Annotated in this window: 20 protein-coding genes; 17 read left to right on the top strand and 3 right to left on the bottom strand. The window is 33.0% G+C overall.

Annotation, left to right across the window (positions count from 1 at the left end; genetic code table 11):
* The first annotated feature begins 5 nt into the window (after positions 1-5).
* From EV144_RS18770 to EV144_RS18730, 9 genes are all read left to right on the top strand, one after another.
* A complete protein-coding gene (locus EV144_RS18770) occupies positions 6-905 on the top strand; it encodes a FecR family protein (protein WP_134150687.1) in 900 nt (299 codons plus the stop codon).
* An 84-nt stretch (positions 906-989) separates the two neighbouring features.
* Positions 990-3,440, top strand: coding sequence for a carboxypeptidase-like regulatory domain-containing protein (locus EV144_RS18765; protein ID WP_243854707.1), 2,451 nt, complete (start codon positions 990-992; stop codon positions 3,438-3,440).
* A gap of 124 nt (positions 3,441-3,564) precedes the next feature.
* A complete protein-coding gene (locus tag EV144_RS18760) occupies positions 3,565-4,467 on the top strand; it encodes a hypothetical protein (protein WP_134150685.1) in 903 nt (300 codons plus the stop codon).
* Positions 4,468-4,679: 212 nt separating this feature from the next.
* Positions 4,680-5,087, top strand: coding sequence for an OB-fold protein (locus EV144_RS18755; protein WP_134150684.1), 408 nt, complete (start codon positions 4,680-4,682; stop codon positions 5,085-5,087).
* Between the two features lie 3 nt (positions 5,088-5,090).
* On the top strand, positions 5,091-5,933 hold the full coding sequence (locus EV144_RS18750; RefSeq protein WP_134150683.1) for a DUF5777 family beta-barrel protein: 843 nt from the start codon (positions 5,091-5,093) through the stop codon (positions 5,931-5,933).
* A gap of 21 nt (positions 5,934-5,954) precedes the next feature.
* Positions 5,955-6,380 carry a c-type cytochrome gene (locus tag EV144_RS18745; protein ID WP_134150682.1) on the top strand — a complete coding sequence of 142 codons (426 nt, stop codon included), beginning with the start codon at positions 5,955-5,957 and terminating at the stop codon, positions 6,378-6,380.
* 5 nt (positions 6,381-6,385) lie between these two features.
* Positions 6,386-6,940, top strand: a complete 555-nt coding sequence (locus EV144_RS18740) for a YceI family protein (protein ID WP_134150681.1) — start codon at positions 6,386-6,388, stop codon at positions 6,938-6,940.
* A 95-nt stretch (positions 6,941-7,035) separates the two neighbouring features.
* Positions 7,036-7,437, top strand: coding sequence for a hypothetical protein (locus EV144_RS18735; protein WP_134150680.1), 402 nt, complete (start codon positions 7,036-7,038; stop codon positions 7,435-7,437).
* A 101-nt stretch (positions 7,438-7,538) separates the two neighbouring features.
* Positions 7,539-8,636: an acyltransferase family protein gene (locus EV144_RS18730; protein ID WP_134150679.1), complete on the top strand. Its 1,098-nt coding sequence runs from the start codon at positions 7,539-7,541 to the stop codon at positions 8,634-8,636.
* A gap of 84 nt (positions 8,637-8,720) precedes the next feature.
* On the opposite strand, the gene EV144_RS18725 is transcribed toward EV144_RS18730, so the two are convergent.
* Positions 8,721-9,779, bottom strand: a complete 1,059-nt coding sequence (locus EV144_RS18725) for an NAD(P)-dependent alcohol dehydrogenase (protein WP_134150678.1) — start codon at positions 9,777-9,779, stop codon at positions 8,721-8,723.
* A 491-nt stretch (positions 9,780-10,270) separates the two neighbouring features.
* Here EV144_RS18725 and EV144_RS18720 point away from each other — a divergent pair, with 491 nt between their 5' ends.
* The 8 genes from EV144_RS18720 (at position 10,271) to EV144_RS18685 (ending at position 14,575) form a co-directional block, all read left to right on the top strand.
* Entirely contained in the window at positions 10,271-10,648 is a 378-nt protein-coding gene (locus EV144_RS18720; RefSeq protein ID WP_134150677.1) for a VOC family protein, read from the top strand.
* Between the two features lie 19 nt (positions 10,649-10,667).
* A complete protein-coding gene (locus EV144_RS18715) occupies positions 10,668-11,018 on the top strand; it encodes a DUF2200 domain-containing protein (protein ID WP_134150676.1) in 351 nt (116 codons plus the stop codon).
* The gene (locus EV144_RS18710) at positions 11,018-11,365 is read left to right on the top strand and encodes a hypothetical protein (protein WP_134150675.1); all 348 of its coding nucleotides are present in this window, start codon (positions 11,018-11,020) and stop codon (positions 11,363-11,365) included. Before EV144_RS18715 ends, EV144_RS18710 begins: the two co-directional genes overlap by 1 nt.
* A 2-nt stretch (positions 11,366-11,367) precedes the next feature.
* A complete protein-coding gene (locus tag EV144_RS18705) occupies positions 11,368-11,946 on the top strand; it encodes a hypothetical protein (protein ID WP_134150674.1) in 579 nt (192 codons plus the stop codon).
* A gap of 258 nt (positions 11,947-12,204) precedes the next feature.
* The gene (locus EV144_RS18700) at positions 12,205-12,768 is read left to right on the top strand and encodes a DUF6642 family protein (protein WP_134150673.1); all 564 of its coding nucleotides are present in this window, start codon (positions 12,205-12,207) and stop codon (positions 12,766-12,768) included.
* On the top strand, positions 12,768-13,688 hold the full coding sequence (locus tag EV144_RS18695; RefSeq protein ID WP_134150672.1) for a helix-turn-helix domain-containing protein: 921 nt from the start codon (positions 12,768-12,770) through the stop codon (positions 13,686-13,688). Before EV144_RS18700 ends, EV144_RS18695 begins: the two co-directional genes overlap by 1 nt.
* A 71-nt stretch (positions 13,689-13,759) precedes the next feature.
* On the top strand, positions 13,760-13,960 hold the full coding sequence (locus EV144_RS18690) for a hypothetical protein (RefSeq protein WP_134150671.1): 201 nt from the start codon (positions 13,760-13,762) through the stop codon (positions 13,958-13,960).
* Between the two features lie 42 nt (positions 13,961-14,002).
* Complete coding sequence (locus EV144_RS18685; RefSeq protein WP_134150670.1) at positions 14,003-14,575, top strand: pentapeptide repeat-containing protein; 573 nt, start codon at positions 14,003-14,005, stop codon at positions 14,573-14,575.
* Between the two features lie 123 nt (positions 14,576-14,698).
* On the opposite strand, the gene EV144_RS18680 is transcribed toward EV144_RS18685, so the two are convergent.
* Both EV144_RS18680 and EV144_RS18675 read right to left on the bottom strand, forming a co-directional pair.
* Complete coding sequence (locus EV144_RS18680; RefSeq protein ID WP_134150669.1) at positions 14,699-16,276, bottom strand: DUF4957 domain-containing protein; 1,578 nt, start codon at positions 16,274-16,276, stop codon at positions 14,699-14,701.
* Between the two features lie 37 nt (positions 16,277-16,313).
* Positions 16,314-18,116: a RagB/SusD family nutrient uptake outer membrane protein gene (locus EV144_RS18675; protein ID WP_134150668.1), complete on the bottom strand. Its 1,803-nt coding sequence runs from the start codon at positions 18,114-18,116 to the stop codon at positions 16,314-16,316.
* Positions 18,117-18,132: the final 16 nt, after the last annotated feature.

Here is an 18,132-nt window from a genome sequence, read left to right as displayed (position 1 = left end):
GCACAATGAAAAAAGATCGCTTATTAGCAAAATGGCTCAACAATGATTTATCGGAAGATGAATTAGCTGCATTTAAAGCAAGTCCTGATTTCGAAAAATACCAAAAAATCAAAAGTTATACAGAACATTTGGAGGTAGGTGATTTGGATGAAAATGCGATGTTGTCGAATATTCTTAAGCAGAAAAAAGCGACGCCAAAGGTTGTTCCTTTACACAAAAAATGGATGTTTCAAGTGGCAGCTATTTTAGTTCTTGGTCTTGGAATTACTTTTGCTTTTAAGTATTTGATGCCTCAAACTCAGACAGCAGATTTTGGAGAAAAAACAACTTTTTCTTTGCCTGATAATTCTGAAGTGGTTTTAAATTCAGGTTCTGAAATAAATTATAAAAAATGGAACTGGGACAATAACAGACGTCTGGAATTAAAAGGTGAAGCTTATTTTAGAGTTGCCAAAGGCAGACGTTTTGAAGTGCAGACGAATCTTGGAAAAGTATCGGTTTTAGGAACTCAGTTTAATGTGAAGGCCAGAAAAAATAAATTTTATGTGGTGTGTTATGAAGGACGTGTGAAGGTAAATTATGCCAACACTCAAATTTTATTAACTCACGGACAAGGTGTTAGTTTTGAAAACGGAAAACAGGTTAAAATGACAATAAACGCATTACAACCAGAATGGATGGATAACCAGATAACTTTTGATAAAGAAAACATCAGAACTATTTTGGATGAAGTTGAAAGGCAGTACAATATTACAATCGAATTGAATGCAAAAGATACAGTCTCGTTATTTACAGGAAAATTGCCTGCTAAAGACCTGGATGTTGCCTTACATATTATTAGTACAACCTATCATTTAGAAACAAAAAAAGTCTCAAAAAACAAAATCATATTTGTCGAAAAATAAATGTTCGTCCCCAAACAATTTCATTTTTTGTTTTTTATATTTTTCTATGTCCTGAATCTTTTTGCTCAGGACAAGGGAAAACTTATGCCTTTTAGACAAATCATAATTGATATTGAGCAACAGCATCAGGTTAGTTTTAATTATACCGAAGATGCTATTTTTGAACTGCAATTATGTCCTCCAAAAAAATCACTTTCTTTAGATCAGAAACTGCAATATCTGGCAAAAAAAACCAATTTGTCTTTTGAAAATATAGGCAACAAATTCATTAATATTTATAAAATTGAGAATGAACCGAAAAAAATCTGCGCGTACATTATTTCTAGTACGGATAAAAAACCTATCGAAAACGCCAATATTAATCTGAGTAATAAAACGCAGCTTACAACAGATGCAAATGGTTATTTTGAATTTAAAAAAGAAGACTCCTCTCTATTTACAATTAGCCATGTTGGGTTTGTAACCAAAAGAATTACAGCAGGAAATACGGATTCTAAAAATTGTCTCGAAATAGTATTAGAACCCGAAATTACAGAACTTGAAGAAATTAAAACCAATGCAATTTTAGCTTCGGGTATTTCTAAAAACAACGATGGATCATTTCAAATTAAGCCTAAAAAATTTGGTATTCTTCCCGGGCTTATCGAACCCGATGCTTTACAGACCATGCAGCAAATTCCGGGTGTAAACAGTCTCGACGAAAGTGTATCGAGCATTAATGTTCGCGGAGGTACACATGATCAAAATTTATTTTTATGGAATGGAATTCGAATGTTTCAAACGGGACATTTTTTTGGTTTAATATCCGTCTTTAATCCTAATCTGGCACACACTATTTCTATTTATAAAAATGGAAGTTCTGCCTTTTTTGGAGAAAGTGTTTCCAGCGTTGTCGCTATTTCTTCTACTCCGGAAAAAGCAGAAAAGAACTCTTTTAGTGCCGGAATAAATATGATTAATGCCGATGTTTATGCGAAATACAATCTTTCTAAAAAGAGTTATATCGAAATTTCGGCACGTAAATCTATCACTGATTTTGTGGAAACTCCTACGTACAAAGAATATTTCAACAAAGTATTTCAAAATACCACAATAACTGATTTTTCATCCAAACATAATATTGATTATGAAAAAGATAAAAAATTCGGTTTCTATGATGCCACTCTTAAATATGCTCAAAAAATAGGAAGTAAAGATCAAATTGTACTCGATTTGATTACCATCAAAGACAATTTGGAAGTTTTTCAGAGTGCAACATTATATGATGTACATAAAACCGCAAATAATAATTTACGCCAGCAAAATTACGGTGGCAATTTGTCGTGGAGAAGAAACTGGAACAGCTTCAATACCACTAAAATTAATATTTATAATTCTTCTTACGAACTTTTGGCCAACCAAAAAACTTCTCTGGAAAATCAAATTGTAATTCAGGAAAATACGGTGAATAATAATGGAATTAATTTAGAGAATAATCATATTATAAGTCCAAAATTCAGCATTAATGATGGCTATCAATTTAATGAAATCGGAATTACAAATCTGGAGGATGTAACGAATCCTGATTTCTATAGTAAAACGAAAGATGTGCTGAGAACGCATGCTTTAATTTTTGAAGGAAAATATAACGATACGCTTTCCAGAATATATTTTAAGGCCGGAACCCGAATTAATTATATTGAAAAATTTAAAAAATACATTGTTGAGCCACGAATGCAATTTGGCTACGGCATTAGTAAAAGTCTAAATATAGAGCTGCTGGGAGAACTTAAAAGTCAAACCTCTCAACAAATTATTGATTTGCAAAAAGATTATTTTGGTATTGAAAAAAGACGCTGGATTATCTCTAATAATACCACAATTCCTATTCAGAAAAGCAGACAGATTTCTTTAAATTTATTTTACAAAAAAAATGACTGGTTGCTGGATATAGAAAACTTTTATAAAAAAGTAACCGGAATTACAACTTCCAGTCAAGGTTTTCAGAATCAATTAGAATTTGTTCGAACAACTGGCGGTTATGAAGTTTTGGGAACAGAATTTTTAATTCAGAAAAAAATAAATCAGTTTCTAACCTGGTTCAGTTATACTTATAATAACAACAATTACCATTTTTCTAACTATGAGTTTTCCCGTTTTCCAAATAATTTTGAGTTAACGCATACTTTGTCGTGGGCGGGAATTTATGAGAAAAATAATTTTAAAATTGCTTTGGGAGCAAAATGGTCTTCCGGCCGACCAAAAACTTCTCTGGCTGACTCTCAAATAGATCCTTCAGATCCTGTATTGGTTTTCAATAAACCTAATAATACCAATCTGCATATTTTTTCGCAGCTTAATCTTTCTACGACTTATAAATGGGAAAGTGAAAAGGGAATTCAATATAAATTAGGAGTATCTATTTTGAATATTCTGAACAGGAAAAATGAAATCAGCGAATATTATAGAATTAATTCTTTATCGAATTCTATTGAAGAAGTCGAAACTTTTGCACTGCAAAGAACTCCAAATGTGAGTTTTAGAGTTTCATTATAATTCTCTCTGTTTAAGGTTTTCAAAAAATCTTGTTCTTTTAATTTTTTTCACAAAAGAACATTTTTTTGGTAGGGTAATCTGCATCAAAGCTGTTTTAACATGATATAAACTAAAATTAAAAATCATGAAATTAAAACAAATTACTTTCGCTTTGGCTGCACTTGTAGCAACTACATTTTTTTCAAGCTGCAGTAGTGATAGTAGTGATAACACTACTCCTACTGTCCCAGAATTAAAAACAGAAGTTAATCTTTCTACAAGTGCTACATTGGGTTCTTATCTTTCTGATAAAACGGGAAGATCTTTGTATTTTTTTGCAACAGATGCTAATGGACAAACATCTTGTACGGGAGGATGCGAAGCTTTATGGCCTGCATTTTTAGTAGATAATTTAACTGCTGATAAATTAGGTGCAGGATTAACATTATCTGATTTTGCTACTATAACCAATACATCGGGTAAAAAACAATTGACCTATAAAGGCTGGCCATTGTATTATTATGCACCAGTTTCTGGAGGTGATGGATATGGCGGCGCAGGTACTAATACAATTGAAGCTCCGGGTAAAACAGCAGGAGATGGATTTGGCGGTGTTTGGTTTATCGCAAAACCAGATTATTCTATTATGATTGTAAGAAGCCAGCTTGTAGGTCATGACGGAAAAAACTACAAATCTGATTATACTGTTGGAGACGGTCAGACGACCTATTTTACAGATGCTAAAGGATTAACGCTTTACACTTTTAAGAACGATAATTTCCAAAAGAATAATTTTACAAAAGCAGATTTCTCAAACAATGCTGTTTGGCCAATTTACGAAACGGATAAAATTGTTGTTCCGTCTGTTCTTGATAAATCTAAATTTTCTGTTATTACTGTATTTGGCAAATCGCAATTGGTTTACAACGGCTGGCCTTTATACTATTTCGGACAAGATGCCGGCGTAAGAGGTGCAAATAAAGGAATTAGTTTTCCTAGCCCTGCAGTTTGGCCTGTACCGGTAAAAGATTCCCCACTTGCTATATAAATCAGGCAAATTTATTTGATCTGTTCTAAGTTTATTTCGAATTAGTTCAATGTCCTGTTGAACTAATTTGAAATAACTTTTTTCTTCAAAGCTTATTCACTAAGAAATAAGCACTTATCTCTCTTTCTCAACTTTTTTTACAAAACAGCAATTCTTTGGTAGGGTAATCTCTGTTAAAGCTGTTTTACTATTGAACCTATCAAAAGAAATATATGAAAAGAAAAAAAATAGTAATTGTAATTGCTGCTTTGTTGTTGGCGCTTTCAGGAGGCATTTATTTTTATTACGGAGTTGTCTTTAAGGAAGCTCGTAATATAGAATCTGAAATGCCTGATTTTAGTATAGACGCCACAACATTCCTTAACGATTATAATTCAGATCCAAAAAAAGCAGATGCATTATACCTCAATAAAACGGTTGAAATAACTGGAAAAGTAACGATAGAAACAGATTCTGTAATCCAGATAGAAAACAATATTTTTTGCCTGTTCACTCAAAAATTAAACAAGTCGTTTCTAAACAAGAAAGTAACCGTTAAAGGCAAATGTATTGGTTATGATGAGCTTTTTCAAGAGGTTAAATTAGATCAATGCACCATTATCAAACAAATTAATAATTAATTTATGAAGAAATTTTTAGTCCCAATCTGCCTTTTTCTGGCTGCGATGGCATATTCGCAAGATGATTTACTAAAGAGTCTTGATTCTACTCAGGTAGTAGATAATTATTCTACGGCAACTTTTAAAGCTTTACAGCTGGTAACCTTACAAACCACAAAAATGCCTGCCAAAAAAGAATTCTATTTTGTGGTTTCGCACCGTTTTGGAACTGTAAAAGATGGTTTTGACAGTTTTTTTGGTCTTGATAATGCTACTACAAAACTTGGCGGTATTTACGGTCTTACCGATTGGTTGTCTGTGAGTCTTTCCAGACATACTTTAAATAAAATGTATGAAACGGGAGTAAAATACCGAATGATGAGACAAGACGACAGTTTTCCTGTAGATATTGTTGGGTACAGTGTTGCAGATATTAATACTTTTTTAGAAAAAGATCAATATCCCGGTTTAGAATTTAAGCACCGCACCACCTTTGTACAACAATTGCTAATATCTAGAAAAATTAGTCAAAAATTATCTTTAGAAGTAGTACCGTCTTTTATACACAAAAACCTCTATAATCCTGATATCGAAAGAGACAATCAGTTTTCTTTTGGAGGTGGCGGTCGCTATAAAATCACCAAAAGATTGTCTGTTAATTTAGAATACATGCACAATTTTGACAAGCCTAACTTTTACCAAAATCCATTGTCTGTAGGTTTGGATGTTGAAACTGGAGGACACGTTTTTCAATTAATATTTACCAATTCACAAGCCATGAGCGAAAGTGGGTACCTCACGAATGCATCAGGAAAATGGGATAAAGGAGATTTCTTCTTCGGATTTAACTTGTACAGAGTATTTTAAAAAAACAATAAACCACAAACTATGAAAAAAGCAATAGCACTTATATTTTTACTCGCTACACTTACAAGCTGTAGTGATTCTGACACTTATCAAGACATTGAAACGCCTACAACAGGAACTGATCCGGGAAATGGCAATCCAGGAACGGGAACTCCGGGAACAGGAACCCCAGGTACAGATCCCGTAACGGCAATTACTTATACTCAAAATGTAAAATCAATTATTGATGCCAATTGTATAAGCTGTCATCAAGGAGGCAGATCGGCATCTTTTAGACCTTTAACTACTTATGCTGAGGTAAAAGCGGCAGTTCAAAATACTGATTTATTAAGCAGAATTCAGTTGCAAAGCGGTCAGCAAGGTATTATGCCTCAGGGAGGAAGAATGTCTCAGACTAATATTGATGTGATTGTAAAATGGAATACTGACGGTTTAAAAGAAAATTAAATATCATGAAAAAAACATTTATAAATTCCCTCGTATTGCTTTTGTTTATTGCCGTAAGTACAACTGGATTTGCGCAAAAACTAATTACAAAAACGGGCAGTATAAAATTTCAGGCTTCTATGCCTTCGTATGAAGAAGTTGCAGCCGAAAATAAAAGTGTATCTGCAGTTTTAGAACAATCCACCGGAGATTTTGCTTCTTTGGTTCTTATAAAAGGTTTCCGATTTAAGGTTGCTTTAATGGAAGAACATTTTAATGAAAATTACATGGATTCCGAAAAATTTTCTAAAGCAACTTTAAAAGGTAAAATTGAAGATTTTGATATTTCTAAAATCTCAAATACAGCCAAAAATTTTACTTTAAAAGGAGATCTTACCATTCACGGAAAAACAAAACCCATATCTGTAATAATAAAAATTTCTAAAGCTGCTAACGGAGTAATTGCTGTTGGCGCATTTGAAGTAAAACCAGAAGATTTTGATATACAAATACCAAGCTTGGTGAGAAACAAAATTGCTGATAAGATAAAAATCAATTACAATTTTTTATTGGTTCAATAATCATTTTGAATTGGAAATCATTATTAAACATGACTATTTTCTGAGGTCACTTTCGTGAAAAGCTGGCCTCTTTTTTTAACCTTAACTCAATATAAATGATCTGTAAAAATTATGTAGTTACCGGAGAAGATGTAGATAATGTTATGGTAATGGAAAGTGCGGCGTACATATCCTATACGCTTCGATTATGGTATCGTTTTTTGTTTGATAACGGATTTTCTAAAGAAAAACTCAATGCTTTACATTTAGGTTTTCTAGAAGGGAATCACGAATTGATTTGTTATAAAAATCTAATGTTTACCGAACAATTTCTTATTGAAATGAAACATTGCTACATTGATGATAAAATCAATATTAAAAGCTGTTTTTTCAATTCAAAAAACGAATGTTGTGCAGAAGTAACTAAAGAAGTAGAATGGTTTGACTCCATTCGCAGAGAAGTTATTGCCGCGCCAAAACAAATTCTGCAGCATTTTAATTCGAATGCAAAAGCATAAAATTTAGTTTTTAAGCCTCAATATTTTCTCAAAAGTCATCTGTTTTGATTTATTAGTGCAAAAACAATATGTTTGTAATAAACTATTGAAAAACTAAACCGATGACCGACAACACTACAAGCCTTAATCTTTTAAAAAGCAAACAACATTTCGAAATACTAGACGGCTTGAGAGGTTTGGCCGCTATTGCAGTAGTTATTTTTCATTTTATGGAAATTGCCATTTCCGATTATAATAAAAACTTTATTTCGCATGGTTTTTTGGCGGTAGATTTCTTTTTTTGTTTGTCGGGTTTTGTAATTACTTACGCTTACGATCATCGCATTGCAGATATGGGATTGCTGTCTTTTATTAAACTAAGATTAATTCGTCTGCAGCCTTTAGTCATTATTGGGTCAATTTTAGGTTTATTTACTTTGCTATTGGATCCTTACAGCAATTTATATGCTATATATGGATTTAAAGAAACGGCTTTATTTTTTATAACATCCATTTTATTAATTCCTTATCCAATGATGCCGGAGCGATTTTTTAATCTCTTTAGTTTAAATGCTCCCGTTTGGTCTTTATTTTGGGAATATGTAGCCAACATTGTGTACGCTGTTGTATTGTTTAAAGTGGCAAAGAAACTTCTAATGCTATTGGTTTTCTTAGCCGCAATTAGTATTTGTTATGTAGGCTGGCATTCTGGTAACGTTGGCGGTGGCTGGGGCGGCATGAATTTCTTTGATGGCTTGGCTCGTATTGCTTTTTCTTTTTTAATGGGAATGCTAATTTATCGCTCTAATTGGATCATTAAAAACAAATTAGGTTTATTAGGCATGAGTGTTTTATTATTAATCGCATTTTTGATTCCGTATAATGATCACTGGAACTGGCTGGTCGAACCAATTTTAATTATTTTTTATTTACCGTTATTAGTTTCATTAGGCGCGGGAGCGAGTTTAGCTGCTAGACATCAAAAAATAAATACAATTTCTGGTGATATTTCTTATCCGCTTTATATGACGCATTATCCTTTTATATGGATATTTTTAACCTATTTTGTTGCAGAAAAACCAAGCGCAGAACGTTTGTGGCTGGTAATTCCTGTTTCTGTAATTTTACTTATTGGTTTTGCTTATTTGGTATTCCAATTTTTAGATTTCCCGATAAGACGCTATTTTACCAATAAATTAAAAGCCAGTGCAAATCGTTAACTTTAACTTCTAATTATAAAAAACAAAACCCTTAAACATTGTGTTTAAGGGTTTGTCTTTTAAAATAATTTCTCTGCAAAAAAACTATGCTTTAAGCGATGCCATATCAATTACAAATCGATATCTCACATCACTTTTCAGCATTCTTTCGTAAGCTTCATTGATTTCCTGCATCTTGATAATTTCAATTTCAGAAACAATATTATGTTCGCCACAAAAATCAAGCATTTCCTGAGTTTCGGCTATACCGCCAATTACAGATCCTGCAACCGATTTTCTTCCCATAATCATCGGTACAGTTTGTAAAATTGGTTCTAAACCGCCTAAATATCCAACCAAAACCAAAGTTCCGTTGATATTTAAAGTCGTCACATACGGATTTACATGGTGTACATAAGGAACGGTATCAATAATTAGATCGAATTTTCCTTTTACTGATTTCATTTGATTATTATCTGTTGAAATAACTACAGCATCTGCTCCAAGTTCTAAAGCATCTTTTTCTTTATCGGGAGTTCTAGAGAATAAAGTAACATGCGCTCCTAAACCTTTTACCAATTTAATTGCCATATGTCCAAGTCCTCCTAAACCAATAACAGCCACTTTACTGTCTTTTCCAACCTTCCAATGTCTCAATGGCGACCAAGTTGTTATTCCTGCACAAAGTAAAGGCGCAACAGCCGCTAAATTTAAATTAGACGGAATCTTCAATACAAAATGTTCGTCTACTACAACTTTCTCAGAATAACCACCAAAAGTATGTCCGCCAATATGTTTATCAACACCATTGTACGTTCCTGTAAATCCTGTTAAACAATATTGTTCAAGGTCTTGTTTGCAGCTTTCACAAGTATGGCAGGAATCTACCATGCATCCTACTCCTGCTAAATCACCCACTTTCAGTTTGGTAACACCGCTTCCTACTTTAATTACTTTACCCACAATTTCGTGTCCGGGAACTGCCGGATATTTTGCTCCACCCCAATCATTTCTCACTGTGTGAAGATCAGAATGACATACACCGCAATATAAAATTTCTATTTCGACATCTTTGTCCGTCACTTCTCTACGCTGAATGTTCATCGCTATTAAATCTGCGTCTGACGCTTCGGCTCCGAATGCTTTTACTTGTGTTGTATTCATATTTTGTTTTTTAAGTTTTGTTTTTTTAGAATGCTTTTTTGATGGAGGGCTAATAAAGTTACTAAAATTCTATTTATCAATCATGTATAAAATAAAACTATAAACCTTTACAGCAAAACAAATTTCGTGACAGTATTCTGGACTATAGTTATACAAATTACTGTAATTGTTACCAATATTACTGATGCGATGTTTAAGGAACGATACTATAGAAATATTATTACATAAGCTTAGAATATTCTAATATGTAAAACATATTCGCTAGCGCGAGCGTCTCGCTGGTGTGCGCAAAGAAAGATTAGTTTTAAATAGCTCACTTTGTGGGCACGAGCGGGACGCTCGCGCTAGCTGATAAGATTAAAAAAACGTCAATTTATTTTCATCACATCTTAAAAAAGATATTTATATAAAAAATAGTACTTTAGCTTAGCTGTAAAAAATTATGGCATTTGTAAACTATTGGGTTTCACTTCAACTTTAACTAAAACAAAATGAAAAAAGTAACAGGTATTGGGGGCATCTTTTTCAAATGTAATGACCCTGCAAAAGTGAGAGAATGGTACAAAACACATCTTGGTTTTGATACTAACGATTATGGAGCAAGTTTTGGATGGAAAGAGACTCTTGATTCTAACAAAGATGGTTCAACACAATGGAGTCCGTTTCCTGAGAACACTAAATATTTTGAACCTTCTACGAAAGAATTTATGATCAATTACACGGTTGCAGATTTAGAAGCGCTTGTTGTAGAACTAAAAAAAGAAGGTGTTACAATTCTTGATGAAATCGAAACTTACGATTACGGAAAGTTTGTACATATTTTGGATATTGAAGGAAATAAAATTGAACTTTGGGAACCTATGGGTTAACAAATTAAGATTTAAAACTATGGAAAAACATCGAATTTTCACCACTTCCTTTGCGAGTGTTTATCCGCATTACATTACTAAAGCAGAGAAAAAAGGACGCACAAAAGAAGAATTAGATACTATAATTTTTTGGCTGACAGGATACAATCAACAGCAGTTACAACATATTATTGATAACAGAACAGATTTTGAAACTTTCTTTGAAGAAGCACCACAGCTAAATCCAAATGTTTCAAAAATTACCGGCGTTATTTGTGGCTGGCGCGTAGAAGAAATGGAAGATAAACTCATGCAGAAAATTCGTTATCTGGATAAATTGGTTGATGAATTGGCGAAAGGAAAAACTATGGAAAAGATTTTAAGAAGTTAATGTTAAATATAAAAAGTACAGAAATTGCAATAATCGAAACGATAATCGGGATTCAGTTTATACCAGCTGAATCTGGAGAAGGCCGCGTTTGTGCTGTAAGAGATTTTGATTTAAGACCTGAATTTCAGGATAGCTTTAGTACAAAACATCTTCTTGCTTATATTTTAGCTCATATCGATTTTGATAAAGATAATGAGGAGAAAATCTCAGAAATTATCGAAATTCCATATCCGAGTGATGCTGTTTATTTTTGGAAAAGTATTTCTAAAATAAACCTCAACGATTTAAATTCTTTTGATGAAAATGGTATTGAAGTGATTTTTATTAATTCTATAATTGAGATTTAAATATGAAATTTGAAATTAACAGAGATTTAGTTCAAAAAATAATCGACGTAGAAATCAGTCCAGATTTCATAATAGACAACATTTACGATACTCAGAAATATATTTTTATAGGTTACAAACATCGAAATTATGATGAAGATGATGAAAGAGGACATTTAGTAGGTATTGGCCCTATCGTTTACAATAAAGAAACTGGTGAATATAAATTGCTTGGCTCTGGTGAATACATGGCTGGTGATTATATAGATTATCTACGAGATACTAATGCAGAAAATGAAATTCCCGCTAAAAGTCTTGAGCAAATTATTTCCCGAATCAAACAACGCAAATATGTAAATGCAGATGATCATTTCTTTTTCATGGAAATAATTGAAAAAGAGCATCCTGAATTTACAAGCGTAATTACTCATGACAGAAACTTAAATCTTTCTGAACATTTTATTTTTAAAAGTGAAAATCTTATCATTCAAAATAAAATCATTGCATATTGGAAAATTTTTAATTTTCCTTATCAGATAAGAAATCAAAATGAGATTGTTCTATGGAGAACAGAAAAACATCTGCTGACAAGTAAAATCTAAACCAAAAACTATTTTGTAAAAGAAACGTAACTTGTTATAAATACAGTTGAAATTAAGAGAGACCTAAAAAATCTCTCTTTTTTATTTAAATATTATCATTATTAATTAAATCTAGTTTTTTTCCGCTCTATAAAACATTATAAAAAACACGTTAAAATCGAATTTCTATAACAGTTTTTATTACAGAAAAAATATATTTGTGAAAAAGAACAAAAGTGACTCTTTTATCATTTTTGAGAAACGAGAAAACAAAATTGCATGGATAGCGAAAAATTTATTTTCTGCCTAGAAGGCGTTCCAGATATTGACAATGATACCAAAACAAATGTTGTAAAATGCCTCGAGGAATTGGCAATAGACCAGGGAATTGCCAGCATTCATAAAACCTGCGATACGATCGAAGGTTTGGAGGAAAGCTTAAATGTGTTATTATATGAAGATCATAATTTTAAAGATTATGAAATCATATATCTTGCCATGCCGGGTCAGGAAAACAATATCTGTCTGCACGATTATTATTATAGTCTTGAAGAAATTGCAGAGCTTTTTGAAGGAAAGATGAAAGGAAAAATTATTCATTTTGCCAATCTAAAAATCTTAGACTTAACCAACGACGAAGCGCAATATTTTCTGGATGTTACTGGCGCACGTGCCATTTCCGGTTATGGCTCAACATATAATAAAATTGCCAGCTGCAGTACTATAGACAAAGCTTTTTTTAGTTTATACCAGGATAATGATGATCTAAAAGAAGTTGTAGAAGAATTATACCAAAAACATTATAATCTTTGTAAACTACTCGATTTTAGATTGTATTATTAATGAAAAACAAACCAGCAGAAAAAGTAAAAACCTACGAACCAAAGGGATTTCGCGAAAAATTTCTTGGAGAAGACAATCCAATTCATTTACTTTTTAAATCGAATTCGGATCATTTTTTTTGTTTGGAAATAGAAGAAATAATGCGCCTTCAGTATCCGGTTCCTCCTTCTAAACACAGTTGTCATACGATGATTTTTGTAACATCGGGTCAGCACATTATGAATTTGGGTTATGAAGAATTTATAACAACTGCTAATGAAGTTATAATAGTTCCGGCGGGTCAGATTTTTTCTGTCGAAGATATCAACATAACGCATAACGGCTATATCTGCCAATTTCATCCCGATATTTTAATTGGAAAATATGGCAGCCGTGAAATGTTGAATGATTTTGATTTTTTGAAAATCTCAGGAAATCCTAAAGTGAGTTTACAGGAAAAAGAAGCCAATTTTGTCGTTTCAATTTTAAACAGACTTAGGATTGAATATTCTGAAAATGATGCTGCCAATCTTAATATTGTGCAAGCTTACCTTATGGCTTTGTTTTGTGAGTTAAATAAAAATACCATTAAAACTTCTAAAAACATTTCGGCTGCTGCTTTTCTTACTTCTAAATTCAAAGAGCTTATTTACGAGCATATAAAAACCCAGCATTTGGTAAGCTATTATGCTTCTCTTCTCAACGTCAGTCCGAATCATTTAAACAAATCGGTAAAATCTGAAACTGGTAAACCTGCCACTAAATGGATTGAAGAAACCATTTTATTAGAAGCCAAATACCTGCTTTTTCAAACTACTCTTTCCGTGAGCGAAATTGCCATGCAGGTAGGACACGAGGATGTTTCTTACTTTAGTCGTTTCTTTAAAAAACACGAAGGCATTACGCCCGTTCAATATCGTAAATTGATTGATAAGTCCTAATTATTGATTGCGAAATCCTATCAAATGGATTACTATTTTCCTGAAATTTGCCCATCTAAAAAAAGCAAATTATGGTTTACGTTTTTAAAACATCAGTAGATACAAAATCAAAATTAGAGTCGGCTGTTATAGTACTTAATAATTTACTTCCGAGTATAAAGTGGAATTTTGACCTTGAAGATTGTGATAATATTTTACGAATCGAAAGTGAAATTGAAATAACCGATTTGATCCTTAACAACGGAATTTTTGATTGTATCGAACTAGAATAAAACTGTATTTACTGATTATCATTTCAACCTCAACTTATTAATATGGAAGCTGCATTGCATCAAAACAAAACTTTTGACACCATTGATTATTCTGATCAAAAACTAACGGATAACGAATTTATTAATTGTGAGTTCATCAACTGCAATTTTTCAAAAAGTGATTTCAGTTATATTGATTTTTTAGATTGTACTTTTAAAAACTGCAATCTTTCGCTGGCAATTCTTAAAAATACTGGACTAAAAAGCATCAAATTTATTGGCTGTAAACTTATGGGACTGGACTTTAGCTCAAGTAACAGCTTTTTGTTCTCGATGAATTTTCAGGATTGTATGGTAGATTATTCAACTTTTATTTATAAAAAACTTAAGAAAACCCAATTTATAGATTGCTCGCTAAAAGATGTTGATTTCTCGAATACCGATTTGTCTTTGGCGGTTTTTAAAAACTGCGACCTTTCTAATGCCACTTTCGTGGATTGTATTCTGGAAAAAACAGATTTTAGAACTTCTAAAAACTATGCTTTTGATCCATCCGAAAATAAAATTAAAGGAACCAAAGTTTCTCATATTGCTCTTGCAGGTTTATTAGAAAAATTTGATTTAGATATCGAATAGTTTATTTGGTTTATAGTTTATTGTTCGCTATCTAACAGGGACAAAAAACCATAAACTAAAAACTAAAAAAAAGAGGATACAAATAGTTGTATCCCCTTTTAGCACTAACGAACCATAATTATTTTATTTTATCCAACGTGGATCTCCTACTTTATTGTCTTTTAAAGTTTGGTTACCCAATGTAAAATCTCCTGTTGCAGCATTAGTAAACTGCGGGTTTAACGCAGCTCCAGTTGTGTCTGGTCTATTATTAGCAAGTGGAATAGGATTACCATTTAAATTTGGCGAATTGAAATAATTATTATTTGAAAACGTTGGGTTTGCAGTTACCGCTTCTCTTGTGTATGGAGCAGGTGTATTGGCAAACAATGTATTTTTAACTGTTATTTCATTAGTAACAAAACGTGTGTATAACAGTGAAAAAGCTGCCGTATTTAACATGTTTGGATTAGAAATAGTACAAGCATCAATTAATACATTTGTTTTTAATCCTGTAAGACCAGCATCCATACGAATAAAGGCTCTTGCTGTTGCACAATTATTAAACGTACTATTTTTAAGTGTTAACTGTCCTACCTGAGAACCTCTAACATCTATAAATTCTCCACCTGATGTTAATACATTTGTAACAATAGAATTATCTATGATAGCAGAAGCAATTTTAGCAGTAGTTAAATTGGCACTAATTAATGATACACCATAGTCATGTACATTACAAGCGCTTATTAAAAGTGCTCCATAAGTAACGGCGTTATCATTGTATTTAATCAGTGAAACTGCTGCTCCGGCTGCTCCTTTATCTCCTTTAAGATCTAAATCTATTAAACTAAGATTGGCAGCACCGGTAGCTAATACAAAGTTTACATGAAGTTTTGGTCTATCATAACTACGAAGACCTCTTAATGTAATTGACTTATTCAGGGTAATTGCTCCGATTTGATTATCAGCTGTATAATCTCCCGGCTCTAACACCAATATTGCTCCAGAAGCAGCATCTGCAATTTTTTGCATTAAATCATCAGTTGCTTTAACTAGAATACCAGTTCCGATGTCGATTGCAGTTGTAAAAGCAATTAAACCTCTTTTCTTAGTACCATTCATTAAATTAGCTGTATAAGCTGTTTCTCCTGTTAAACCTGTTACAATTGCTATACCTGCAGTTTTTTCTGCCGGAGTAATGGTGTGCGTAATATTACCAGGATTTACTACAATCTGAGTTGCAGAAGCATTTGGAGTCCATCTTAGTGTAACTTGTTTTGCTTCAATATCTCCATTTACAGAAGGAAGAAACAATTGCTCAGACAAAGTTGTTGCCGAAGTTACAGACCATTTAGAATCTTCTAAACCTGCTGCACTTACTGCTTTTATTCTAATAGCATAAGTGGTTTCTCCTTCTAACTGAACTGATAAAGGCAATTGTGAAGGTGAAACTTCTACTGTTTTATAAATGGTTTTAAACTCCGGATCGTCTGCACTAAATTGTACCACAAAATGTCCTGGTGCTTCCTGTGCTTTTACACTCCAGTTTAATTCAACCGTAGTTTGATTTCTAACTTTGGCTGTAAGACCAATAGGGGAAAACTCTGTTGTATTTCCTATACCGCTTAATAACTCTTCATTATAACTTTCACAGCTTGAAACTGCAATTGCAAGTAATAACGTGGTTATTAATCCTTTAAATATATATTTTGTTTTCATCATAATAACTTATAATTTATTATTAATTTTTTGAAAGATTTTAATAACCGTAATCGTTCTTTAATTGTCCGTTACTTCCATCGATAAACACTTGCCAGATTGGCCAGAATTGTCTGTTATCCGGATTAACTCCTACTTTATAGAGTGAGTTTATCTTAGTATCTGCTGTAGTTCCGGTCCATGTCCAGGCAACCTGTGTATATGCTGCTCCCGGATTTGTGTTTTCCCCTCTATTTAATCCGTAGATGTCAAGAGATACATTATCTGCTTTAAATTTATAGTACAAAGCTGCCGGCACATCAGCATATTCACCTGTGTGAGCCGCTAAATTTGCCATTTTTTGTTTTGCCTGATCTAATTTGACTTTAAGCAGATTCCAGCGAATAAGCGCTTGTTTACGCTCCATTTCTCCGGTAAACTCAAATTTATTTTCTTCAACAAGAGCATTTAACATCGCTGTTTTACTAGTTAAAGCATCTACGTACGCATCTACTTTAACAGCCTGAACTGCAGCAGGAAATGATCTTCTGCGAACTTCTTTTAAATATGGTGCTGCTGCGCCAGGACCTTCTAACTCGTTTGCCGTTTCAGCTGCAATAAGAAGCACCTCAGCATAACGCATGTACATTTTATTAACTCCGTCATCATTAGTAGAAGTTACATAACGTTTCATCCATTCGTAACGGTATTTACCAAAATACCACGTATCTAGTGTACCTAACTCTTGTTTAGCAATATTGTTAGTTGCAGCACCATATTTATAAGGTACACAAGTAACATCTCTACGGGTATCAACCTGGTCATAATCGTAGAAAACAAATGGTAATGGACCTGCTACACCACCACGGTTAGCGCCATTAGCTTGAAATTGATCAAGAGCTGCTGTGTGTTTTACAGCAAACGTAAATAGCATCCTACCACGTCCGTCAGCAAAAGGAATTTCCCAAAGAGATTCTCCTCCAGCAGTAGTATTTTCTTCATTGTATTTTCTCCATAATCCCTCAAAAGTAGATTCTAAATGAGCAGAACCACTTTGAATAACTTCACGAGATTCTTTTAATGCCAAAGCATACATAGCTGCAACTGAAAGTTCTGGATCATTACTTCTTCTTACTCCGTCAGGATACTGCTGAAATCCACTTGCCGCCATAGCTAAACGTGCTCTAAATCCTTTTACAAAAGCTTTATTTACATGTTCTACGGTACTTGTATAGGCCGTTTGATTAGGCCATGCTACCAATGTTGATGCTTCTCCTAAGTCTGCAATTAATTGTTTGTAAATAATATCTCTGCTTGATTTAGGCAAATACAAAGTTGCTGTTGTAATAGGTTCAAAACGAGCTGGAACATCACCCCATGACTTAACTAAATCAGCATAGTAAATAGCTCTTAGTGTTAATGCTTCTCCTAATAACTGACCCATTTCTGTTCCCGGTAGCGGATTCCCATATTGACGGATACCTTGTATACAAATATTGGCACGTTCAATACCTGAGTACATCATTGAATACGCATTATTTGTGGTATTCATTTCTGTATTACTTGGCTTTGCATCGTAAACACATAAATCTGCTTTATCTCCAGCGGTCTGCGAAGTATTATACCATTCTACATCTGTATTTAATCCATAATATGGCAAGAATCTTCCTCTATAAGAATTTGTTTCTCCAAATGGTACTTTTATTCCATCAACAGCTCCTTTTGCCAGTCCAGCTGTAGAGAAAATCAAAGCAGGATCTAATGTTGATTCTGCTTTAGTATCTAAATAGTCGTCTTCAAATTGCTGGCAAGAGCTAAATAAACTCGAAATTATCAATCCCGCTATTATTATTTTATGTTTCATTTTGTGATAATTTAAA

Origin of the sequence: Flavobacterium sp. 270, assembly GCF_004368785.1 — a bacterium.
GTDB lineage: Bacteria > Bacteroidota > Bacteroidia > Flavobacteriales > Flavobacteriaceae > Flavobacterium.
This window is presented reverse-complemented; position numbering and strand designations above follow the sequence as displayed.